Source organism: Chryseobacterium sp. FH2 (assembly GCF_001045455.1).
Classification (GTDB): domain Bacteria; phylum Bacteroidota; class Bacteroidia; order Flavobacteriales; family Weeksellaceae; genus Chryseobacterium.
On record NZ_LFNE01000001.1, the window covers coordinates 105,560 to 128,787 of the forward strand.

Annotated in this window: 17 protein-coding genes; 2 read left to right on the plus strand and 15 right to left on the minus strand. The window is 34.5% G+C overall.

Annotation, left to right across the window (positions count from 1 at the left end):
• Positions 1-3: 3 nt before the first annotated feature.
• The 5 genes from ACM39_RS00550 to ACM39_RS00570 form a co-directional block, all read right to left on the minus strand.
• On the minus strand, positions 4-1,371 hold the full coding sequence (locus tag ACM39_RS00550; protein WP_048509074.1) for an exopolysaccharide biosynthesis polyprenyl glycosylphosphotransferase: 1,368 nt from the start codon (positions 1,369-1,371) through the stop codon (positions 4-6).
• A gap of 44 nt (positions 1,372-1,415) precedes the next feature.
• On the minus strand, positions 1,416-2,045 hold the full coding sequence (locus tag ACM39_RS00555; protein ID WP_048509492.1) for a 7-carboxy-7-deazaguanine synthase QueE: 630 nt from the start codon (positions 2,043-2,045) through the stop codon (positions 1,416-1,418).
• 7 nt (positions 2,046-2,052) lie between these two features.
• Positions 2,053-2,937 carry a bifunctional 5,10-methylenetetrahydrofolate dehydrogenase/5,10-methenyltetrahydrofolate cyclohydrolase gene (locus tag ACM39_RS00560; protein ID WP_048509075.1) on the minus strand — a complete coding sequence of 295 codons (885 nt, stop codon included), beginning with the start codon at positions 2,935-2,937 and terminating at the stop codon, positions 2,053-2,055.
• 30 nt (positions 2,938-2,967) lie between these two features.
• Positions 2,968-4,608, minus strand: coding sequence for a glucose-6-phosphate isomerase (pgi, locus tag ACM39_RS00565; protein ID WP_048509076.1), 1,641 nt, complete (start codon positions 4,606-4,608; stop codon positions 2,968-2,970).
• A 247-nt stretch (positions 4,609-4,855) separates the two neighbouring features.
• The gene (locus ACM39_RS00570) at positions 4,856-5,758 is read right to left on the minus strand and encodes a DUF4349 domain-containing protein (protein ID WP_048509077.1); all 903 of its coding nucleotides are present in this window, start codon (positions 5,756-5,758) and stop codon (positions 4,856-4,858) included.
• Positions 5,759-5,966: 208 nt separating this feature from the next.
• Here ACM39_RS00570 and ACM39_RS00575 point away from each other — a divergent pair, with 208 nt between their 5' ends.
• Positions 5,967-7,325 carry an acyl-CoA dehydrogenase family protein gene (locus tag ACM39_RS00575; protein WP_048509078.1) on the plus strand — a complete coding sequence of 453 codons (1,359 nt, stop codon included), beginning with the start codon at positions 5,967-5,969 and terminating at the stop codon, positions 7,323-7,325.
• A gap of 58 nt (positions 7,326-7,383) precedes the next feature.
• On the opposite strand, the gene ACM39_RS00580 is transcribed toward ACM39_RS00575, so the two are convergent.
• The 9 genes from ACM39_RS00580 to ACM39_RS00620 all read right to left on the minus strand — a co-directional run bounded on the left by ACM39_RS00580 (position 7,384) and on the right by ACM39_RS00620 (position 21,825).
• Positions 7,384-7,761: a DoxX family protein gene (locus tag ACM39_RS00580; RefSeq protein WP_048509079.1), complete on the minus strand. Its 378-nt coding sequence runs from the start codon at positions 7,759-7,761 to the stop codon at positions 7,384-7,386.
• Positions 7,762-7,834: 73 nt separating this feature from the next.
• Positions 7,835-8,947 (minus strand): AI-2E family transporter, encoded by a 1,113-nt coding sequence (locus ACM39_RS00585; protein WP_048509080.1) that lies wholly within the window; start codon positions 8,945-8,947, stop codon positions 7,835-7,837.
• A gap of 242 nt (positions 8,948-9,189) precedes the next feature.
• Positions 9,190-9,690: a hypothetical protein gene (locus ACM39_RS00590; protein WP_131701381.1), complete on the minus strand. Its 501-nt coding sequence runs from the start codon at positions 9,688-9,690 to the stop codon at positions 9,190-9,192.
• A 60-nt stretch (positions 9,691-9,750) separates the two neighbouring features.
• Positions 9,751-11,868 carry a methylmalonyl-CoA mutase gene (gene scpA, locus ACM39_RS00595; RefSeq protein WP_048509082.1) on the minus strand — a complete coding sequence of 706 codons (2,118 nt, stop codon included), beginning with the start codon at positions 11,866-11,868 and terminating at the stop codon, positions 9,751-9,753.
• A gap of 165 nt (positions 11,869-12,033) precedes the next feature.
• On the minus strand, positions 12,034-14,070 hold the full coding sequence (locus tag ACM39_RS00600; protein WP_228377044.1) for a prolyl oligopeptidase family serine peptidase: 2,037 nt from the start codon (positions 14,068-14,070) through the stop codon (positions 12,034-12,036).
• Positions 14,071-14,212: 142 nt separating this feature from the next.
• Positions 14,213-14,872 carry a hypothetical protein gene (locus ACM39_RS00605; RefSeq protein WP_131701382.1) on the minus strand — a complete coding sequence of 220 codons (660 nt, stop codon included), beginning with the start codon at positions 14,870-14,872 and terminating at the stop codon, positions 14,213-14,215.
• A 98-nt stretch (positions 14,873-14,970) separates the two neighbouring features.
• Complete coding sequence (prfA, locus tag ACM39_RS00610; protein WP_048509085.1) at positions 14,971-16,056, minus strand: peptide chain release factor 1; 1,086 nt, start codon at positions 16,054-16,056, stop codon at positions 14,971-14,973.
• Between the two features lie 588 nt (positions 16,057-16,644).
• Positions 16,645-19,479 (minus strand): alpha-amylase family glycosyl hydrolase, encoded by a 2,835-nt coding sequence (locus tag ACM39_RS00615; RefSeq protein ID WP_048509086.1) that lies wholly within the window; start codon positions 19,477-19,479, stop codon positions 16,645-16,647.
• A 264-nt stretch (positions 19,480-19,743) separates the two neighbouring features.
• Complete coding sequence (locus ACM39_RS00620; RefSeq protein WP_048509087.1) at positions 19,744-21,825, minus strand: T9SS type A sorting domain-containing protein; 2,082 nt, start codon at positions 21,823-21,825, stop codon at positions 19,744-19,746.
• A gap of 150 nt (positions 21,826-21,975) precedes the next feature.
• Here ACM39_RS00620 and ACM39_RS00625 point away from each other — a divergent pair, with 150 nt between their 5' ends.
• The gene (locus tag ACM39_RS00625; protein ID WP_048509088.1) at positions 21,976-22,842 is read left to right on the plus strand and encodes a helix-turn-helix transcriptional regulator; all 867 of its coding nucleotides are present in this window, start codon (positions 21,976-21,978) and stop codon (positions 22,840-22,842) included.
• A gap of 95 nt (positions 22,843-22,937) precedes the next feature.
• Here ACM39_RS00625 and ACM39_RS00630 read toward each other — a convergent pair whose 3' ends face one another.
• Entirely contained in the window at positions 22,938-23,225 is a 288-nt protein-coding gene (locus ACM39_RS00630) for a hypothetical protein (RefSeq protein ID WP_185097436.1), read from the minus strand.
• Positions 23,226-23,228: the final 3 nt, after the last annotated feature.

Consider the following 23,228-nt stretch of genomic DNA (forward strand, 5'->3'; position numbering starts at 1 on the left):
TATTTATTTTGCGTTTTTGTCTCCGCCTATTACTAAGAAAATGGTTTTCAAAATGATGACCAAATCCAGTACAAAACTCCAGTTTCGAACATAAAAAGCATCCGCTAAAACACGTTTTTTCATTTCTACTTCTACATTTCCTGAGTCACCTCTCAAACCGTTTACCTGCGCAAGGCCGGTAATTCCGGGGTTTACCATACTTCTTAAACTGTATCTCCCGATTTTCGGCTTATAATAATTGTCTACTGCCAGCATATGTGGTCTTGGCCCCACTATCGACATTTCACCCCTCAACACATTCAAAAACTGCGGCATTTCGTCAAGACTGGTTTTTCTCAAAAATTTTCCGATTTTCGTAATTCTCAAATCATTGTCAGCGGTTGTTTTCGTTGCAGACTCTTCATTTACAATCATCGTCCTGAATTTGAAACAATTAAATACCTCTTCATGAAAACCATATCTTCTCTGTATGAAAAAAACAGGCCCTTTTGATGTTATTTTAATAAAAATTGCAATAATTGGAAAAAGCCAAGAACAAATACCAATTAAAACAATGATTGAAAAAACAATATCAAAGATTCTTTTTAATAAAAAATTGGAATAATAATCTAAGGGATATCTTGCCTGGTTTAAAACAGGCTGAGTCTGTATATATCCCAAATCATAAAGGAAAAAATCTGTTTGAGTAATACTCGGAATCAATGAAATATGAACTTTATTCTCTTCCGCTAATTTGAAAAGATTATCTTCAATTTCCTGATCAAGCGAGTTTTCTGTTGGTAAAAACAGGGTATGAATACCATTTTTCTTCCAAAAATCAATCAACTTTTCTGATTCTAGCTCAGTATTGTATTCAAATATTTTGTATCCGTAATCTTTTCTGTCTTTAAATATATTCTTTAAAATTTCTGTAGAACTGTTTTCATTCAAAAACATAATATTTCTGTGATTGATACCTAAACTACGGATATATTTGATTCCGAAATAGATAAGTGATTTCGACAGAGAAACAAAGAAAAACAGATAAAGCGAAAGCCAGTAAATATCCGAATTGAAAAATGCATTGTAACTTACTTTTCCAATAAGAAAAACCCCAAAAACAAATAACAGAAAGTGTATTAAAAGCCGTTCAAGAAATAAAGTATACGTGAGATTTCTGGGGATATTATAAATTTTTGTTCTGCCACTCAGAAGCATCCAGAACAAAAATAACAAAGCCAGAGAAAACGCATTTTGATACCAAGATTCCTGATTGTATTTTAATTCTTCGTTTCGACTTATAAAAAAGAATATAAAAATAGATGCAATAACCAAAAGGTCAAGCAAAATGATAATCGATTTCAGGTATCTAGAGTATCGAATTCTTTGCATCTATCACTATATAAACGAATACGGGGATCTAAGATACATATTTTTTATGGTATGTTAAGATATTTATGAGTTTGAACAGAAGCTTGCCATCTTGGGTTTGCAAGGATGAAATCTGTGATTTTCGGATACATTTCATCACGCTTACTCCATTCGCTCTGAAGGTACAATTTGCAGTTTTCAGAAACTTTTGCAGCCTGTTCTTCAGCAAATTTAAAATCGTTATTATTAAAAATAATTACCTTAAGCTCACTCGCTTTTTCATAAATTTCTTCTTTCGGAAGTCCTGTTTTCTTTGGAGAAAGAGTAATCCAGTCGATTTGCCCACTCATAGGATAAGCTCCGGAAGTTTCAATATGAATAGTGCATCCCAGTTCTTTTAATCTGGATGTTAAAATATCAAGATTCCACATTAATGGTTCTCCGCCTGTTAAAACAATTGTTTTACAATGCTTTGCCGCAGTTTCTGCAATTTCTTCCGTACTCATTAGCGGATGCAGATTGGGATCCCAACTTTCTTTTACATCACACCAATGACATCCAACATCACAGCCACCCAATCTTATGAAATAAGATGCTTTTCCTGTATGCGCTCCCTCTCCCTGAAGAGTGTAAAAATGCTCCATTACAGGGAGCATTTTACCTTCTTTTAATAAAATATCTTCTTCTTTATTCATTTTAAATTTAGTCATTATAGACTGAAGTCTTGTAAGCAATGATGGTGTTCTTCATCAACATAGCTCTTGTCATAGGCCCAACTCCTCCTGGAACCGGTGTAATCCAGCTTGCTTTTGCAGCACAGCTGTCAAAATCCACATCACCTGCAAGGTAATATCCTTTTGGGGAATCATTATCTACTCTCGTAATTCCCACGTCAATAATTACCGCTCCTTCTTTGATCATTTCCCCTTTTAAGAAGTGTGGATCTCCTAAAGCCGTAATCACAATATCTGCTTTTTTAGTATATTCTTCGATATCTTTAGTATACGAATGCGTAAGAGTAACAGTGGAGTTTCCGGGAAAATCTTTTCTTCCCATCAGAATACTCATTGGTCTTCCTACGATTTTACTTCTTCCAATGATTACGCAGTCTTTACCTTTCGTTTCAATATTATATCTTTCTAATAATGTTAAAATTCCGAAGGGAGTGGCTGGTAAAAAAGTATCCATTTCCAATGCCATTTTCCCGAAGTTTTCAGGATGAAAACCGTCAACATCTTTTCTTGGATCGATCGCGTTAATGATTTTTTCCTGATCAATCTGATCCGGTAAAGGCAACTGAACGATGAAACCGTCAACTGCTTTAGACTTATTCAATTCATCGATTTTTTCCAATAATTCAGATTCAGAAACCGTGCTTGGAAATTTAACTAAGCTAGACTGAAATCCTACTTCTTCACAATCTTTCACTTTAGCGTTTACATAAGCTTTGCTCGCCCCGTTGTTTCCCACAAGAATGGCTACCAAATGTGGTGCTCTTTTTTTGCTTCCAAGGATTTTTTCAACTTCAACCTTGATTTCTGCTTTTATTTCTTTAGATACTTTTAATCCGTCAAGAATTTCTGCCATTTTACTTTTTATTAGATATTTACTTTCAATTTACTTATTTCCTTTGTAATAATTGATCAACCCATTGGTTGAACTGTCATGAGAGTTAACTGTCTCATTATTCTCAAGTTCCGGCAAGATTTTGTTTGCTAAAACTTTCCCTAATTCTACCCCAAACTGGTCGAAACTGAAAATATTCCAGATAACTCCCTGAACGAAAATTTTATGCTCATACATTGCAATCAACTGTCCTAATGAGAACGGAGTTAATTCTTTGAATAATATAGAGTTAGTAGGTGTATTTCCATGGAAGACTTTATAGTTTAATAAAAAGTCAATTTCCTTATCAGATTTTCCGGAATTTTTTAATTCTTCCTCAACTTCTTCTTCTGTCTTTCCAAACCCAAGTGCTTCAGTCTGAGCAAAAAAGTTGGCTAATAATTTATCCTGATGATCAGAAACTTCATTACAGCTTTTTGCGTAAGCAATAAAATCTGCAGGAATCAGTTCTGTTCCTTGATGAATTAATTGATAGAAGGCGTGTTGTCCGTTTGTTCCAGGTTCTCCCCAAATAATAGGCCCTGTTTCATATTCTACAAATTCACCGTTTCTGTCAACGCATTTTCCGTTACTTTCCATATCACCTTGTTGAAGATAGGCTGCAAATCTGTTTAAATATTGAGAATAAGGAAGAATTGCATAGCTAGTTGCAGCATAGAAATTACGATACCAAATTCCTAACAGTCCCATTAATACCGGAATGTTTTCAGAAAAATCCGCAGTTTGGAAATGCTGGTCAGTATCAAAAGCTCCCTTTAATAACTGTTCAAAATTTTCATAGCCAACTGAAAGCACAATACTTAAACCAATTGCACTCCAAAGTGAGTATCTTCCGCCAACCCAATCCCAGAATTCGAAGATATTTTCTTCTGCAATCCCGAAGTCTTTAACTGCCTGAACATTAGTAGACAAAGCTACAAAATGTTTCGCCACATCCGCCTGATTTCCAGCCTTTAAGAACCATTTTTTTGCTGAATTGGCATTTGTCATTGTTTCCTGAGTGGTAAACGTTTTGGAAGCAATAATAAATAAAGTTGTTTCAGGATTTAAATTTTTAACAACTTCTGCAATATGATTTCCGTCCACATTAGAAACAAAATGAACGTTTAACCTAGTTTTAAAATGTTTTAAAGCAGACACCACCATCACAGGTCCCAAATCAGAACCCCCGATTCCAATATTAACGACATCTGTGATTTCTTTTCCGCTGAAACCTTTGTGGGCTCCTGAGATAATACTTTCTGAGAAAGCCTTCATGTGGTCAAGAACTCTTTTGATCTGCGGTTTTATATTTTCTCCGTCTACTAAAATTTCTTTATCAGAAAAGTCTCTCAAAGCAGTATGCAAAACCGCTCTTCCTTCTGTTTCATTGATTTTATCCCCGGAAAACATTTTAGAAATTGCATCTTTCAACTGACATTCTTCCGCAAGGCTCAATAAAAGCTCTTTTGTTCTTGCATCGATAAGATTTTTAGAATAATCAAAAAGAAAATTATTTCTTTGTAAAGAAAATTCTTCAAAACGATTAGGATTATAGGCAAAAAGGCTTCTCAAATCGAAATCATTGTTTCCAAAATGTTCATCAAGAGCTTTCCAGCTATTTGTTTGTTTAGGATTTATTTTTGACAGCATAATTCAGGCTTAATTAAAGAATTTAGGAGCATTTTAATTAAAATAAACTCCGTTATTATATTTTAATTTGCAAATTTAAGGAAAAAATGAATGGGGTGAATGTCTCAAAATGATAAGAAATATGGAAATCTTCAAAATTTAATGTATTTCTTACCAAATCCAAAAACCTCCGCACAAAACGAAGGTTGTAAAATTTAAAATTATGTTGATAACCAAAAGGTTAGGATAGCTTTAATTTGAATCAGGTTTAATCAGCCTTTTTGAAATATTTTCTTTTTCCTAAAAAATAAATAACAGCTGCTGAGATTAATAATATTGGCCAAATCATGATTAACCCAACAATAATTTTCTGGATCAGATAATATCCTTCTACAAAAGCTGTTTTTGCGCTGTATATAAAATTGAATTTATATTTGTTATCTATATTTTTTGTATTGGTAATCGCAATTTCTGCCATACGCAGTTTCGGTTCTTTAATGTAAATATCAACAGTACTGTAATTGATGTTATCAGCAACATTCATGGTTTCCAACTGTTGCTGATTTCCCTCTTTCATATTGTCATTGCTCATGTTTACTTTGTCTTTATTCACTTTCATCTGAGCAATATCTTCGTTGTTTTTTTTATTTCTCTGAGTCTCAAGCTCTGCATATTTTATACTTGCTGTCACATCTTCGGCAATAATGATTCTTGAATTCAGGAAAAGCTTTTTATCATTAATTAAGGTTAAAAATTCACCTAATTTACCTGCCGGAACACGCACCTGCATACTATTTTCTGTTTGAAATTTTTTCACCAGCACTGCATTTTCGTTTGATGTATTGTAAATATCTTCTGAAATTACATTAGTCTTCAAATTACTTTTTGTCACAAATCCACCCAATTCCTGAACCGATTTTTCAATAGAAATTGTAGATTCGTATACATCTTTCACTTCCATGTTTACACCTGCAGTTTTGATGAACTGTTTATCTTTAACTTTCATCGTTGCTGCAGAAGAGACACTGTCAGAAACAATAACTGCTGCCGAATCTGATTCTGCATAGCTTTTATATTCCGTATCTGAAACAGCTGCTTCTCCCTTTTTACATGAATAAATTCCTAATAAAAGCATGCTTGCTAGTGACAATTTTATATAAGTAGTTTTCATAATGTTGATTTTTAATGTTTTGCTTATCCCAAAGTTGCAACTGAATCATTTGTAATATTTGAAAATTGCAGGTAAAAATTTTGTAAACAGAATTTCTATTTTAAGCACTTAAAAATCAATTATTTGTAAAGTAATTTCAATAATAACCGTTTGTTTTCGGATTAATTTTTGCTTAACTTTTACAAATCAAACACACAATAATTATTTTATGTCAAACACCTTTTTTAAAATCAGAAACACAATAGAATTATTCAGATCAATAGATTTTGATCAGTTAAATACTATTTCTCAAAAAGTAGATTTGCCCAAATTGATGCAGAATTTCTCAAAACTTGATGATAAGCAACTTGGAGGGTTGATGAAAATGCTTGATCCACACAAAAAAAAGAAAGAACTTCCACTAATCGATGGTGATTTTTACGATATTTACCACACGCTGTCTCCTGAACAACGGGAAATCCAGCTTAAAGTAAGGGCCTTCATGGAAAAAGAAGTAAAACCTTTGGTTAATCATTATTGGCTGAGAGATGAGTTTCCTTTCGAATTAATTCCGAAGTTTCAAAAACTGAACATCTGTGGGGTAACATATGAGGGGTACGGGTGTCCCGGAATGCCTTTCCTAATGGAAGGGGTTATCGCCATGGAAATGGCAAGAATTGATGCTTCAATTGCTACTTTTTTCGGAGTACAATCAGGATTGGCAATGGGTTCAATTTATATATGCGGATCTGAAGAGCAAAAACAAAAGTGGCTTCCCCAGATGCAAAAATTTGAAAAAATTGGAGCATTTGGATTGACAGAGCCGGAAGTAGGTTCCGGAGCAGCAGGAGGCTTAACCGTAACCTGCAAAAAAACTTCCGAAGGCTGGGCTTTAAATGGCCAGAAAAAATGGATCGGAAATGCAACGTTTGCAGATTTGGTAATTATCTGGGCAAGAGATTTAGATGACGGCGAAGTGAAAGGTTTTATCGTTGAAAAAGATAATCCGGGCTATTCTGTTGAGAAAATTAAAGGGAAAATGGCATTGAGAATTGTTCAAAACGGACTGATTACCCTAAAAAACTGTATAGTAACAGAAGAAAATAGATTGCAAAACGCCAACTCATTCAAAGACACGGCAAAAGTATTAAGAATGACAAGAGCCGGAGTAGCATGGATGGCAACAGGCTGCGCAAGAGGCGCTTATGAAAGTGCATTAGCATATACAAGGACAAGGGAACAATTCGGAAAACCGATTGCTTCTTTTCAAATGATCCAGGGACATTTGGTAGAAATGTTATCAAATCTTACAGCAATGCAGACTATGGTTTTCAGACTTTCTGAGATGCAGGATGAAGGTATTTTAAAAGATGAACATGCTTCTTTGGCTAAAGTTTTCTGTACATTAAGAACTCGAGATATTGTTTCCAGAGCCCGTGAAGTAATGGGTGGAAACGGAATTCTCCTTGAATATGATGTTGCCAGATTTGTTGCCGATGCTGAAGCAATTTATTCTTATGAAGGAACAAAGGAAATCAATTCACTAATTGTCGGAAGATCGATTACCGGCTTCAGTGCATTTGTATAAACCTATAAATGAATGGTCAATCTAAATTACAATTGACCATTCATCATTTCATATTTTGTTAGCTTACTAAATTTTTATATTTATGCGAGTTATCAATAATCATCCAAAGATTGATCAGGAATAAGATTCCAGCGATTGACATACCCATTGGAGATTTATCCATAGTAAAAACGTGAACGACAATTCCTACCATTACCGGAAGAATAACAATAGCGCCCAAAGCTCTTGTTTTTGGGAAGATAAATAATAATCCTCCAATCACTTCTACGACTCCCACTAATGGCATCAGCCAGCTTATTTCTCCGAATGCGGCAAAAAGTTTCATTTGCTCAGGAGTAGGTTTTTCCATGGGCATATAATTAAAAAATTTGTTTAATCCTGCATTGATAAACATAAGCCCAAATAGAAGAGACAGAATAAATTTTACGGTTTTCATATTGCTAATTTTACATCAAATTTAAATAAAAATGCAATATATTTTAAAATTTATTATGAATCGTTTGCAATTTTTAGTCCATTTCCTCTAAAGTGATATTCTTGGATATTTTATACTTCTTTTTCTTTTTATGAGGTTTTTCTTCTTCACCGAGCAGTTTACCCCAAGGTTGCAGGCCTTCCACTCTTTCAAAAATAATTTTCAGAATAGCAATCGCCGGGATACATAAAAACATTCCTGCAATTCCCCACAAATGTTCCCCAATAATAATTCCAAGAAATGAAAATAAAGCATTGATTTTCACTTTGGAACCCACAACAAAAGGAAGAACGATATTACCGTCAACAATATGAACCGCAATATACCCAATGACTACATATATACAGGTAGAGGGTGTCCCCGTTGCAAATGCAATAAAACATGAAATCAAAAGTGAAATACATATTCCCAAATAAGGAATTACATTTAATAATCCCGTTAATACAGCCAAAAGAACAGCATATTTTACGCCTAAAACAGTAAGCACGATTGATGCAAGAATGGAAACAATAAATACCTGAAGACAGAGTCCTATGATATACTTTTTTGTCATCATTCTTACTTCATTTACTACTTCCTGTACACTTGTTTTATGTTTTTCATTAAAAACGGTTACAATAAAATTATTTAAAACCCTTCTGTAATTTAAAATGAAAATGAAAAACAGAATGAAAAATACAATAAAACCAAAACCCGTAGAAAAGACTCCAAATGTAAAACCAAGGATAACCCCTGATGAAGAAAGAAGCTTATTCAAACCCTGATCAAGATAATCTAACTGCTCATTGATTTTGATATGAAAAGTATCTGAAACCCAATGCTGGAGATTATTAAAAACTGTTGTGAATTGTCCTCTTAAATGGGGTAAATCTTTACTAAAACTTGATAATTGCGAACCGAAGAAATAAATTACTCCCGCTAAAATAACAAGCATAATCATTACAGATGTCATTGTAGAAATAGATCTTGGAAATCTTAATCTTCTCTCCAGAAAAGTTGCAAAAGGCAAAAACAGCATTGCCATTAAAAATGCCAGAAAAAAAGGAGCCAAAATACTTTGTCCTAATGCCAGCAAATAGCCAAGACCAATAATGGAGATGACAACAAGTGTAAGTTTGACAAGAAAAGGTAATCTAAGAAAATTCATAATTCAAAATCTGCAGGATAAAAATAAGGAAAACCTTCCGAATAGATGTTTTTATTTACTTATTTAACTTTTAAATATTTAAATTTTAAATCAATTATTTCATCAGGCAAAAGAACTCCTTCCCTAAAAAGATTACCAAACATGCTAAATTTTTAAAAAACCAGAAATATTTTTTGAAAGTTTATTAACCAAAAACCTATAAAAAGAATAAAACTTTTCATAGGTTTTGTATATTATAATTTTTAATCTTTTGATCCCAAATCATCCATCGTATCTTCCATTCCTCTGCTATTCGGGTGATATACCCTTTCCGAATCCAGAAAATAAATATTATGTTTTGCTTTGGCAATGATTCCGTTGTATACATCTTCAGGCAAACCTGCAGTATCTTTTTCTCCTTCATCTCCGGTTTGCTTTTTATAAACCTCAAGCGCTCCTCTTTCGTTTAAAATTGCTTTTGCTCTCTGTGCTTCTTCAAAATTATCCGAGTAAACAATAACATTCTGGTTACCAACACTATGTTTACTGTAAGCATCTAACATCTCTGTATCATTTGCAAAAATATGATCCCAAAAGCTTCTTGTTTTTACATCATCTTTATAATTATCAACAGACGATTCGTTTTCTAATCTGGATTTTGAAACAATAATATTTGCTTCGCTAAAACCTTTTTCTTTTAAATCTTTTTTAATTTCCTCTGTGTTTACAGTTGCAGGAAATACTGAAATTACTGTATAGGCCATAATGAAATTTTTCATTAACCAGTACAAAACCCATGCAACTTATACTTTTTAAAAAGTTAATTAATTTAAAAATTTCTCTAAAATGTCAACCGCACACTTTGGAAGGTTTGTTCCTGGGCCGAAGATAAAATCGGCACCATTTGCGTATAAAAATTCATAATCCTGTTGAGGAATTACCCCTCCTACCACAATCGTGATATCGTCTGCACCAAGTTTTTTCAGTTCTTCCACAACTTGAGGGACTAGAGTTTTGTGACCGGCCGCCAAAGAAGAAACCCCTAAAATGTGAATATCATTTTCTACAGCCTGTTTTGCTACCTCTTCCGGGGTCTGGAATAATGGAGCAACATCAACGTCAAATCCCATATCAGCAAATGCCGTTGCCACTACCTTTGCACCTCTGTCGTGACCATCCTGTCCCATTTTTGCCACCATCAGCCTTGGACGTCGCCCCTCTTCTTCTTCAAATTTCTGAGTAAGTGTAAGGGCTTTTTCGAAAAATTCGTTTTTTCCTGCATTCATAGCATATACACCGGAAATTGTTCTAATATTTGCTTTATATCTGCCGAAACTTTCTTCCATTGCGTCACTCATCTCACCAAGTGTAACCCTTCTCCGGGCCGCTTCAATACATAATGCCAAAAGATTTCCTTTTCCTGTTTTTGCACTTTCGCGTATTTCATTTAAAATTTGCTCAACAGCATCGGAGTCTCTTCCTGTCTTTATGGTATTTAATCTTTCGATTTGTTTTCTACGTACCTCTGTATTATCAATATCTAAGATTTCAATTTGATCTTGTTTTAAATCTGATTTAAATGAATTTACCCCAATGATAAATTCTTCACCACTATCGATTTTAGCCTGCTTTCTTGCTGCCGCTTCCTCAATTCTCATCTTTGGAATTCCGGCTTCAATAGCTTTTGTCATTCCGCCTTCCTGTTCCACCTCATCGATGTATTTCATGGCTTCCTCAATCATTTGCTGAGTAAGGCTTTCGATCAGATTACTTCCACCCATGGGATCTACTACATCACAAATTCCACTTTCCTGCTGAAGAATGATCTGGGTATTTCTCGCAATTTTCGCCGAATAATCTGTCGGAAGTGCAATTGCTTCATCCAGAGCATTGGTATGAAGAGACTGTGTCCCTCCTAAAGCGGAAGACAGTGCTTCAATCGCCGTTCTTGTAATATTATTGAATGGCTCTTGTTCTGTTAAAGACCAACCAGAAGTCTGAGAGTGTGTCCTTAATGCTAAAGATTTTGGATTTTGAGGATTAAACTGCTTTAAAAGTGTAGCCCAAATATATCTTGCAGCTCTCATTTTAGCAATTTCCATGAAGTGATTCATTCCGATTGCCCAAAAAAAAGATAATCGGGGAGCAAAATCATCAACATTCATTCCTGCCTTAATTCCTGTTCTTACATATTCAAGACCATCTGCCAACGTATAAGCCATCTCCAAAACAGGAGTTGCTCCGGCTTCCTGCATGTGGTAACCTGAAATAGAAATTGAGTTGAATTTCGGGATATTCCGAGAAGTATATTCAAAAATATCCGCAATGATTTTCATCGAAGGCGCAGGCGGATAAATGTATGTATTTCTAACCATAAACTCCTTCAAAATATCATTCTGAATGGTTCCTGAAAGCAGTTCCTGTTTTACACCCTGCTCTTCTGCAGCTACAATATAGAAAGACAAAATGGGAAGTACCGCACCATTCATCGTCATGGAAACTGAAATTTGATCTAACGGGATTTCATTAAACAAAATTTTCATATCTTCAACAGAATCGATAGCTACCCCTGCTTTTCCAACATCCCCAACAACCCTTGCATGATCTGAATCATATCCTCTGTGTGTAGCCAAATCAAAAGCCACCGAAAGTCCTTTTTGACCTGCTGCCAAATTCCTTCTATAAAAAGCATTTGACTCTTCTGCCGTAGAAAATCCTGCATACTGACGGATTGTCCAAGGTTTCTGAACATACATTGTAGAATACGGACCTCTTAAATAGGGGTCAATCCCCGGCGAAGTTTCTGTTAAAGATTTATTTTTAACATCTTCTGCTTTATAAGATGATTTTAATTGAAGACCATCTTTTTCGAATTGATATATTTCCGTTTTCTTTTCGGTTATATTAAATTGAGGAGTTTTATTCTGAACTTCCCGTCTCATACTTTCAGATTTATTAGATGGCTAAAATTAAGCATTTTTGAAATAATAAATTAACATTGGTATTCTTATGATTTTCTGAAAGTTATCATATTCTGTTATATCATTCTCATTCAAATAAAAAGCCGGATGAAATTTTCATCCGGCTTTTTATTCATTTATAAATTTTTAAAGTTTAATTCCCATTTCAAAGAGAGCAAAAGAAATCAGATCTGCATTTTCTCCAATCACTTGTTCGGTTGACCTTCCGGCTCCATGACCTGCATTTTTTTCAATTCTCAATAGAATGGGATTCTTACAAGATTGCTTTTCCTGAAGTTCAGCACCAAACTTGAAAGAATGTGCAGGAACTACTCTATCATCATGATCACTAGTAATAATCATCGTTGAAGGATAGCAAATTCCTGATTTCACATTATGAACAGGGGAATATGATTTTAAATATTCAAACATTTCTTTATTATCTTCAGCTGTTCCGTAGTCATAAGCCCATCCCGCTCCTGCCGTGAATTTGTTATACCTCAGCATATCCAACACTCCAACTCCAGGAAAGGCAACTTTAGCCAAATCGGGACGCATCGTCATTGTAGCTCCTACCAACAGTCCTCCGTTTGATCTTCCGGAAAGAGCCATATGCTCTTTTGAGGTATAACCTTTACTTTGTAAATATTCTCCGGCTGCAATAAAATCATCAAATACATTTTTTTTCTGCATTTTAGTGCCTGCATCGTGCCATTTTTTCCCATATTCACCACCTCCACGGATGTTTGGGACAGCATAAATTCCTCCATTATCCATCCAGACTGCATTTGTTACGGAAAATGATGGCTGTAGACTAATGTTGAACCCTCCGTAAGAATATAAAATTGTAGGATTCTTACCATTGAGTTTAGTTCCTTTTTTATAGTTAATCATCATGGGAACTTTTGTTCCATCTTTTGAAGTGTAGAAAACCTGTTCCGAAACATAATCTTCAGGATTAAATTTCACTTCTGGCTTTTGGTAAACTTCTGATTTACCAGAATCTACATTAAATTTATATATTGTTCCCGGCGTTATATAATTGGTAAAAGAAAAATAAAGTTCTTTCTCCTTTTCTTTTCCTTCAAATCCTGAAACATTTCCTTTTCCCGGAAGAGTGATTTCTCTGATAAGCTTTCCTGATTTATCAAATTGTTTTACCTTATCTATCGCATCAACCATGTATGTCGCATAAAAATATCCTCCACCGGAAGAAATTCCCAATACATTTTCAGTCTGAGGAATCACATCTCTCCAGGTTTCAGGTGACGGGTCTTTGATAGTTGTTTTTACCAAACGCATATTTGGCGCATCTTTATCTGTGAAAATAAAAATCTCATCCCCTTGTGTATCAACAATACTTGCATTGATATCAAAACCTTTGTTGATTTGAACAAAGTCTCCACCATTTTTCAAATCTTTAATATATAATTCGTTTCCGTTTGTAGCGTTGGCAGCGGAAATAATCAAATATCTCTGGTCATCGGAAACTTGTGCTCCTAAATATCTTCTTGGTGTTTCATCTCCGCCAAAAATCAATTTATCTTCAGATTGTTTTGTTCCTAACTTGTGAAAATAGACTTTGTGTTTGTCTGTCATCCCGGAAAGCACAGTTCCCTCTTTTGGTTTGTCATAGCTTGAATAATAAAACCCTTCATCACTTTGCCAGGAAATTCCGCTGAATTTTACATCAACTAGAGTTTCATCAATTTGTTTTTTAGAAACAGCATCAATAATGATGATTGTATTCCAGTCACTTCCTCCTTCAGAGATTGAATATGCAGCTAAATTTCCTTTTTTGTTAAAACGCAACTGGGAAAGGGAAGTTGTTCCCTTTTCTGAAAAGTTATTCGGATCTAAAAATACTTCAGTCGTATGAGTTTTATTATTTGTTCTATAATAAACGGCTTGTGCCTGAAGACCATCATTTTTAGTATAATAAGTATACTCTCCCTCTTTGAAAGGCGCTGTGATTTTTTCATAATTCCACATTTCTTTCAGTTGATTTTTAATTTTATCCCTGAAAGGAATTTTTGAAAGATAATCTTGGCTGAAAGCCACCTCTTCATCCACCCATTTTTTTGTGTGTTCAGAATCATTTTCCAAATCCCGAAAAGGATCCGTCACTAAAGTTCCAAAATAAGTATCTGTCTGACTGCCTTTTAAAGCTTTAGGATAAATCATTTTTTGTGAGTAATAAGTTGCTGAAAACAGAACTCCAGCTGTTAATAAAATAGGTTTAAGATTCATTTCGCACGATTTTACCAAAAATACGCAAAGTATCTTATATAAAAAAAGCTACTAAAATGAGTAGCTTATATATTATTTAATTATCTGAATTAAAATTCTTAAAATAAAAATTATTCAGCTTCCATAGAAGTTCCTGAGGACCTCCGTTCCAATAAAACACATGATTTTCTTTATAAAACTGATATAAAATAAATTTATCTTCAAATGAAAACTCTTTATTCGCATTCCGAAGCTTATCTGTCAAATCTTTCAAATATACTTTTAATTCTTTAGCCGTAATCTTCTTGATATTTTTTAGATCCATGGCAGAAATTTTGTCCGGGATTTTAATTTTCACTTCATAAACAACTTCCGAGATATCCTGACTTTGTGAATAGTCATTTCTCATGGTTTCTATATTTTTTATAGAATAACTGGCTGTTTTAAACCTATCAAATAGTGATGTAAAGTAGTTTTTTGCATCTTCACTACACTCCTGACGAACATTTTCTGAGAATCCTGAAAGAAAAAGATTGGTCAATCCTTTTAGTTCTTCTTCATAAGTGACTTTAGTATCAATTTTATAAAGAGCTTCTTCTCCCATAAAATTTTTAAGATAATTATTAAGCCCATCCAAAGCTTTATCATCATGCTTTACAAAAGCATTGAAATATAATCCGAATACTCTATCAGGTTTTAAAGCTGTTGATTGAGCGTTTATATTTTTAACACAAAGCAGCAGTATTATAAAAAGCATATTTTTAATTCGTCCCATAGTGTACATTAAATGTTTTTTCCTTATTGCCAAAAAAAGCCCTTGATTTACAAGAGCTTGATTTGTTTTTTAGATCCGTATTAGTAATTATCTTCTTCCCCTTTCATCTTTTCTGCGTTCTCTGCCATGATTACAGCATCTATCATTTCAGAAATATCACCATTCATATAAGCATCCAAATTATACATAGATTTGTTGATTCTATGGTCTGTCACTCTTCCCTGAGGATAGTTATAGGTTTTAATCTTTGCGGAGCGGTCACCTGTGGAAACCATAGATTTACGCTGTGCCGCAATATCTCCCTGAACTTTCTGTAATTCGATATCATACAACTTAGTTCTTAGCATTTCCATTGCCAATTCACGGTTAGCTAACTGAGAACGCGCCTGTTGACAAACCACTACCATTCCTGAAGGTTTGTGCGTTAGCTGAACTTTAGTTTCAACTTTATTTACATTCTGACCTCCCGCGCCACCTGAACGTGAAGTCTGCATTTCAATATCTGCAGGATTTAATTCGAAATCCACTTCTTCAGCTTCCGGTAACACAGCAATCGTAATTGCTGACGTGTGAACTCTACCTTGAGATTCTGTTTCAGGAACACGCTGTACACGGTGAACTCCGGACTCGAACTTCATGATTCCGTAAACGCCTTCTCCTTCCACTTTCATGATAAGTTCTTTATAACCTTTCGCAGCTTCGTTAGAATCTGTAACCTCATGCCTCCAGCCCTTCGTTTTAAAATACATGGTATACATTCTGTAAATATCTTCCACGAAAATGGCGGCTTCGTCACCACCAGTTCCTGCACGCAATTCTACGATTACATTTTTATCATCGGCAGGATCTTTTGGAATTAATAAAACTTTTAATTCGTCTTCTAATCCCGGAATTTTTTCTAAAGCTTCGTTTTTTTCGATTTTCGCCAATTCAACAAAATCTTTATCTGAGCCATCAGCAATAATTTCCTCAGACTCTTCGATAGTATCCAAAGCTCCTTTATATTGATCGTAAACTCTTACAATTTTTCCCAAATCGCTATATTCTTTATTCAGAGAAGAATATCTTTTTTGGTCTGAAATGACATCAGGCTGAATAATAAGATCGGCAACCTCATTATATCTTTGTTTTATAGCTTCTAATTTTGGAATTAATGATTTAGACATTGTGGAATTTTTGAGGATGCAAAGATAAGAATTATTAATTCAATACTCAATAGTCTTAGAATAAACTATAACCATTTGATATATATAATTTTGCCTTAAAACAAATAACCAAAAAACCAGGCTGCAAATTTTCGTTAAAAATAATTATAGTGGTAAAAATACTTAGAATTATTAAAAAAACTTCTCGCGAGTATACAAAACAATTCCCACGGCTATAATCAAACAACAATGACAACGCAGTTTTCCAGCTTAATTGTAGTCTGAATTATTTATGATAAATCATTTTCCAGTTGTGAATAAGATGTGGATAAGATATTAATTACCTATTAGTAAGCTGTAAATAACATATTGGCAGTATAAATCAATAAAAATAAATAGTGGATAAAATATGAATAACGTATTAATAAAATATTAGCAGGACATGGAAAACCTTTAATTTTATCGTGGATAACATTGCGAGCATCCTATGGATAAAACATTATTAATACGTGGATAAACACTTTCAAAATGCTGATAACTTGTAGGCAAACAAAAAAGAGGTCATATTCATGGCCTCTTTTATTATTATATTTTGACGTTATCCACAGATTATTTTACAATCATTTTTTGAATCGCAACACCCGTATCTGATTTCAAATGAACAAGATAAGTTCCTGAAGGATAATTTATATTCAATTCATAAGTCCCGTTTTCATTATTTAGTTTAAATGAATCCATCTTTTTTCCACTCATATCATAGATAGCAACTGCTCCATTCTTTACTTTATGATAAACTAATTTTGCCACTCTATTTGACACCGGGTTATCCACAATTTGAAGAGATAATTTGTTGGCAGTGTTTACATCAATTGTGGATAAACTTCCCGCATAATTCCCAAAGATCCTAAATTCTCCAGGCTGAAGTGTAAGCGGTGCTGTAGTAGAAGTAACACTTACAAGAGTATTATCCATTAAGTTTTGCCATTGCCCAATGTAAGGGAAATAAGGAACCACATTTTTAACAGAAGTATCATAATTCGCTAAAACCACAATGTTTTTCACGCCGTTTGTAATGGAATCGTCATAAACATAGATTCTCGTAATCAATCCGTTAGGATCATTTGTAAGGTTATTCGATTCTACTGTGTAAGTTTTTGATTTGAAAACCGGATATGTATTTCTAATGTTAATAATTTTAGCCCAGGTATCATAAACTGCTTTTCTATTTGTATTAGTGTCATAACCCAACGTGAAGGCAATTGGTTTTTCATCTGTTCTGCAATCACCGTTGATCGTACCGTCCGCACATCTGTTGATACTAAATTCATAGCCCAACTCACCAAACTGCCAAATCATCTTAGGCCCGGGAATCGTAAAGAAAGTTGCCCCGAAAGTTTTCATCCTATCAAGAGATGTATTTAAGTCTTTTACATTATAAGTGCCGTTTACAGCACCATACGCAAGATTTTTAAACATTAATCTTTCTTCATCGTGGCTTTCTCCATACCCAACAGCGCTCATATTTGTAAAACCATGAAGGGCATGGTTCATCCTGTCATAATTGCTGTTTTCTTTATACCCCATTGTATTTTGATTATACGAACCATTCTGGTTATTCCAGAGCATTACACCTTTTCCTTCTGCAATCCTGTAGTTTGCCCATTGCTGTTCTTCCTGATCTGTTCCCAAATGCTCAAAAATCATATATGAATTGGGATCAATAGCCCATTGTCTGTCAGCGTAATATTTCATGATATCCACCCTGTCCTGCTGATAAGCATTTGTGCATGCTTCATCATTTTCAGAACAATTTTGTGTAAATCCTTTTGTCAAGTCCCAACGGAAACCGTCGATATGATATTCTGTCAGCCACTGCTGCAATGCCCTTTCAACGTAATATTTAGTTGAAGGGCTTGTATGGTTAAAGTCATTGAAAACATTATATGAATGTTTCGGAACTGTATTAAAATAAGGATTGTTTGCCGCAACATCTCCATAACCGTCACCATCCGGATCAATATTCCAAAGTCTTACCAAAGGTGAACGACCTGTCGCGTGATTGAAAGCAATATCTAAAATCACAGCAATTCCATTTTGATGGCAAACATCAATGAATTCTTTTAATTTTTCAGGCGTTCCGTAAGCTTTATCCAATGCATAATGAAATGATGTATTATATCCCCAAGAAAGATTTCCTTCAAATTCCATGATTGGGAGAAGCTCAATAGCATTGATGTTTAATCCCTTTAAATAAGAAATTTTATTAATCAACGACTGCCAGTTTTTTTCCTGAGTAAAATCCCTTAACAACAATTCATATACCACCAAATCCTCTTTAGCAGGTCTTTGAAAGTTTGTAACCTGCCAATTGTAAGGTGCCTGACCTGTTTTAAACATAGAAACTTCAAAGCCCTGCCCCGCAGGGAACTGTGGTAAATTCGGATACGTTGCTGGTGAAATCCACTGATCATCATAAGAAGATAAAATCTGTGGTGAATAGGGATCAGCAACCTTCCTCAAATCATTGGTTCTATATTGAAAAGTGTATAATTGCTGAGGTGTCAATCCACTCAGCTCAATCCAATATAAATCAGGATTTGCAGTATCTCTTTTCATTAAATAAGCATCATCTACCGTCCAGTTATTGAAACTTCCGATGACATGAACGAAATTTTTAAACGGAGCATATAAAGCCAGACCCACTTTTGTATTATCAGCGGTATTGTAATTGATTCCTTGTTTTATCCAGTTTGGAATAGCCTCAGAAACCACATTTCTGGGTATTTGTAAAATGAAAGTTGCATTTTTTGCATTTCCTCCTTCTGTAGCAATAAGCTCCATATTGGCATCAGCCGTCACAGTGTAATTGTAAGAATATGACATTGACGGCGTTGAAGTAGAGTTGACAACCAATCCATTTGCTTTTAGCTGGAAAGTTGCCCCTACATTTGTTGTTGCTGTAATATTAATTGAATTTCCAGTCGGAACTGACGTCAAACTATTAGCCAGCGGATTTGTCAGATTTAAATTTAAAATCCCAACATTTACAAAATTGTCCGGAGTTTGATGGCTTCCTGTTTTATCTTTTAATAAAAACCCAAACCTCCCGATTCCTGTTCTATTGTAAAAAGTTGTGGGAGTAAAGGTCAAAGAATAAGTATCCGTTCCGCTATTATATGTCAGTTTGTTCACGTCATTAGAATCCCCCCACTGTCCGTTAGTGGGACAATCCTGACTATTTTGATAATTTGTATCCAAAGACCAGCTCCAAATATAAATGGCATTGTTTGCCACTCCCCAAGCTGTCTCATCAATTTGGTCTCCCGGTACTGTCAAAGTAATTTGATCAGTCTCATTAAACGGATTAGGTGTAATTGTATAGTTTATCTGACCAAAAATAAAAGCCATGACAAATAACAAAACACCAGAATAAAATTTCCTCATATAAATTGTTTTTTTTCAGTTAGTACAATACGAAAGTAATTCATTTTTTGAGAATTATTTAAATTCTATCAGAAAAACATAAATTTTAACTTTGAGATATTATACATAAAAGAATAAATTCCGTATTAATAATATCTGAAATAAAAACCCGCAACGTATAATACAAAGCGGGTTTTCTGCAATTTAAAAAATGAACTAACAATTGACTTTAAAAACAAAAGCTTTTCAGAAAAAAACTCCTGCGTCAAATCAAATGTCTGGAAATTAGTTTTTAATAACTTTTTTAGATATTTTTTGTCCGTTCTTTAGCTTTAATTCTACAATATAGGTTCCTTTTGGAAGTTCCTGCATATTAATTTGATGATCAGAAAACTGAACATTAAGTTTCTGGCCAACGGCACTATACACGGCTATTGCATCGATTACTATATCTGTTTTAATATTTAAAATACCATTTGTAGGATTTGGATAGACTCCAACAACAGCAGTATTTAATTTTACATCTACAGTACCTAATTGTGTAAAATCTTTGATACATCTCACAGATTGTCCCTGACCTCTCGGACCTCCGGCAGAAGCATTTCCGAGCGCACCACTCACGTATAAATATTTTGCTCCTGAATTTGATGTATCCGCACTCCAGTAGTAACCTCTTTCGCCCACAAAGGTAAATCCTCCACTACTCGGGCTTCTATATCCTGCTCCCGGAAGTTTCAACGTACTTGCATATGCTGCTGTAATGTTTGAGATACCTTCTACACTTGTATATGTACCCCATTCTGCCTGAGTGGGCATTCTCCAACCCTGACCTACTTTTTTACAAGGATCCGCCCCATTTGCTGAAGTAACATCAGATGAAGAGGCTGCCGTCCATTGATCACTTATAGAATTTATCCCCCACCAAGCTGTTGTATTTGAACCAAGAATAAACGAAGTAATCCCTGCAAGACCATCAGGATAATTGTTTGTAGGGGCACTCATAGTCGCTGAATTTCTTAACTGATGACCATCATCCCATCTTCCCCACTGGAACAAATCTCCATAAGAATCTTCATCATTCATTGCTGTAGCTACTCTTGAACTTCCTAAGTTTTGTTGTAACCAAATTTTACCATCGTATCCTCTTACTGTCGTGTAAGTAACATTCTGGCCCTGATATTGGAAAGTCACACATCCCAAATCGCCGGGGTTATTTCCCGGATCTATATTGTTACAAAGAGGATTGTTAGTTGTTATTGAAAGTCTTTTAACTCTAGTCCCGCCCTGAGAATATGCAAGGACAAGATAATTATTCACTTTATCAAAAGCTAAATCATTATAAAGTGCCTGCCCGTCAGAAATAAAAGAACCACCAAGAATTTCCCAAGTTTGAGTATTAGCATTCAAAGTATATGCTGTATTTCTCAGAAAATCATCATTTTCAAAACGGCTTGCTACCACAAAAGGTTTACCATCAGGGCTTACAGCAATAGCAACATGCTGTACTCTACCACTACTGAAATTAGCGTTTCCCAACTGTTCCCAAGAAACACCGTCAAATTTCTTTACATTTAATTTTTGGCCGTTTGATGAGTTTGAAACATAAGCCACATATAAATTGTTATTTGCATCAATTGCAATATCGGATGTATACTGTTCCCCCGAAGAAGAAGTGTCTACAATACTCCCGCCTACCAACTCCCAATTATCTGAAGCTGTCGCTGTTGTATTATTTTGATATACTCTTACACCACTCGCAACATTGCATGTATAAATTTTGTTGTTTGTCCCTATTGTCATTTCAGCGAATGCCGCTCCGCTTGAAAAACCCGTATTTCCAACCTGCTCCCAGGCTCCGTTTACATAGCGGGAAACCATTCCAGAGTTATGGTTTCCATAAGTAAATAAAATATTGGACGAAGAGACTGCAGATGCCTGATAATTTATGGAAGCATCAGTTGAATTCGGTAGTGAAGCCCAGGAAGTTCCGTCAAACTTACGAACCTCCATTCCTGAACCGGGATATCCAACCTGATTCGTGTAATAAATATTTCCCAAACCATCTATTGATAATGAATTATAAGTTGCACTCCCCGTCGTAATCCCCGGACTTCCACCTGCGTAAGACCAAGAATTTCCGTTAAATACCTGAACAGAACCTTTGGAAACAGAAGTATCGTAGTAAGAAAGATAATATTTTCCTGCATTGTCAACCACTAAGTTATTAAAACTACTTCCACCGGCTGAAACTAGCTGTACACCACCAACATCTTCCCATTGCTGAGCAAATGAATAAGTATTTGAGGCTATTAAAACCCCAAAACCTATTCCTATTTTCTTCATCGTAGAATGTAAATTTCTGAACATAACTAATATTATTTTTATTTATTCTAAATTATATCTAATTTTGCGCAAAAGTACTTCACATTATTAACCTCAAGTTATCATTTCCAAACTTTTTGTTATCAAATGCGGGGCTTTTACTTCAAATTATACCACAAAAACGACGCATCTCGTATGAAGCAAGCTAAAAACGGATTAATATTCGAGTCCGATGATATACAAATAGTACTACATGAAGATTCGTATGCGGAAAATCATCCTAGATCTAATTTTATCGAGGGAAAATCAAGCTTTAACCTGCTATTCTTACTCAGCAACAATATCCATTTGGAAGCAAATGATTGTAGCGCCAATTTTGTTTTTAAGAAAAATCAATATATTCTTCATTATTCACCTCTGGATAGCTCGGCAGAACTTTGGACAGAAAACCAGGAAAATTTAAAATATCTCCAAATCCAGATCAATTATCAATATATTTTTAATCTTATCGATCCGGAATCGGACAATGAAAATGCAGAGATTTTAGAAAATATGCTCAAAAATAATTTCATATTTCTACATAAAGAAACCCCTCCAGACATGACTGTGGAAATGCACATGATTTTGAGGGAAATTATTAATTATTCAAAAAAAGGAGTAATGCAGAAGCTTTTTGTAGAAGCTAAAATCATTAAACTTTTAATTTTAATTTTTGAGCAGTTTAATGAAAAAAATACCATTGATAAAACTCCTGAAATACCTTTAATAATTAAAAAATTTATCGACGAAAATTACCATAAAAATATTAAAGCTGAAGAAATAGGCAAGCTAATCGGAATCAATCAAAATAAAATCAGGAAAGAATTCAAATCTCAATACCATCTTACTGTTACAGATTATCTCTCAGAATTAAGAATGCTTAAAGCTAAAAAATTAATCATTAATAAAGAAATGATGATCAAAGAAATTGCAATAGAATGCGGTTACGAATATGTTCAAAATTTCACAAGAGCTTTCAAAAAGAAATTTGGTGTATCTCCTGAAAAATTAAGAACCGAATAAAAAAAACCACTTAAAAAATAAATGGTTTTGTATATGTTGTTTTGCTTTGATATTGCTTTCTCGGAATTCAGGTGAGAAAACAATGACAAAATCAATTAATGATGATGTCCGTGACTATCATGTAAGAAAGGACCATGGCCTTTAGGCTCATTGTAGATTACTTCTACACCTTCTTGCTCGTAAATCATTTTGCTTCTGATTTCCTCAGGATCAAATGGTTTTACTTTTCCGAAATATTCTTTTAAACCTTCAGTCAACCACATTGGAATTACCAAACCGAAGAACATAAAAATACACCAGAAACCCACTAAGAACATTGTAATAAAGAAACAAGTCCAAAGAAACTGGTAAAACGGCCAAAATGCTGATAAAATCGTTATCATTTT

What these genes read in the sequence shown, in the direction of transcription:
- ACM39_RS00570 (WP_048509077.1), bottom strand. Translation starts at nt 5,758, where the DNA reads ATGAAAACTACTTATATAAAATTGTCACTAGCAAGCATGCTTTTATTA.
- ACM39_RS00605 (WP_131701382.1), bottom strand. Translation starts at nt 14,872, where the DNA reads ATGCTTTTTATAATACTGCTGCTTTGTGTTAAAAATATAAACGCTCAA.
- ACM39_RS00555 (WP_048509492.1), bottom strand. Translation starts at nt 2,045, where the DNA reads ATGAATAAAGAAGAAGATATTTTATTAAAAGAAGGTAAAATGCTCCCT.
- ACM39_RS00600 (WP_228377044.1), bottom strand. Translation starts at nt 14,070, where the DNA reads ATGATTTATCCTAAAGCTTTAAAAGGCAGTCAGACAGATACTTATTTT.
- ACM39_RS00630 (WP_185097436.1), bottom strand. Translation starts at nt 23,225, where the DNA reads ATGATAACGATTTTATCAGCATTTTGGCCGTTTTACCAGTTTCTTTGG.
- ACM39_RS00580 (WP_048509079.1), bottom strand. Translation starts at nt 7,761, where the DNA reads ATGAAAACCGTAAAATTTATTCTGTCTCTTCTATTTGGGCTTATGTTT.
- ACM39_RS00615 (WP_048509086.1), bottom strand. Translation starts at nt 19,479, where the DNA reads ATGAGGAAATTTTATTCTGGTGTTTTGTTATTTGTCATGGCTTTTATT.
- ACM39_RS00560 (WP_048509075.1), bottom strand. Translation starts at nt 2,937, where the DNA reads ATGGCAGAAATTCTTGACGGATTAAAAGTATCTAAAGAAATAAAAGCA.
- ACM39_RS00550 (WP_048509074.1), bottom strand. Translation starts at nt 1,371, where the DNA reads ATGCAAAGAATTCGATACTCTAGATACCTGAAATCGATTATCATTTTG.
- scpA (WP_048509082.1), bottom strand. Translation starts at nt 11,868, where the DNA reads ATGAGACGGGAAGTTCAGAATAAAACTCCTCAATTTAATATAACCGAA.
- pgi (WP_048509076.1), bottom strand. Translation starts at nt 4,608, where the DNA reads ATGCTGTCAAAAATAAATCCTAAACAAACAAATAGCTGGAAAGCTCTT.
- ACM39_RS00575 (WP_048509078.1), top strand. Translation starts at nt 5,967, where the DNA reads ATGTCAAACACCTTTTTTAAAATCAGAAACACAATAGAATTATTCAGA.
- ACM39_RS00590 (WP_131701381.1), bottom strand. Translation starts at nt 9,690, where the DNA reads ATGGCCTATACAGTAATTTCAGTATTTCCTGCAACTGTAAACACAGAG.
- prfA (WP_048509085.1), bottom strand. Translation starts at nt 16,056, where the DNA reads ATGTCTAAATCATTAATTCCAAAATTAGAAGCTATAAAACAAAGATAT.
- ACM39_RS00585 (WP_048509080.1), bottom strand. Translation starts at nt 8,947, where the DNA reads ATGAATTTTCTTAGATTACCTTTTCTTGTCAAACTTACACTTGTTGTC.
- ACM39_RS00620 (WP_048509087.1), bottom strand. Translation starts at nt 21,825, where the DNA reads ATGTTCAGAAATTTACATTCTACGATGAAGAAAATAGGAATAGGTTTT.
- ACM39_RS00625 (WP_048509088.1), top strand. Translation starts at nt 21,976, where the DNA reads ATGAAGCAAGCTAAAAACGGATTAATATTCGAGTCCGATGATATACAA.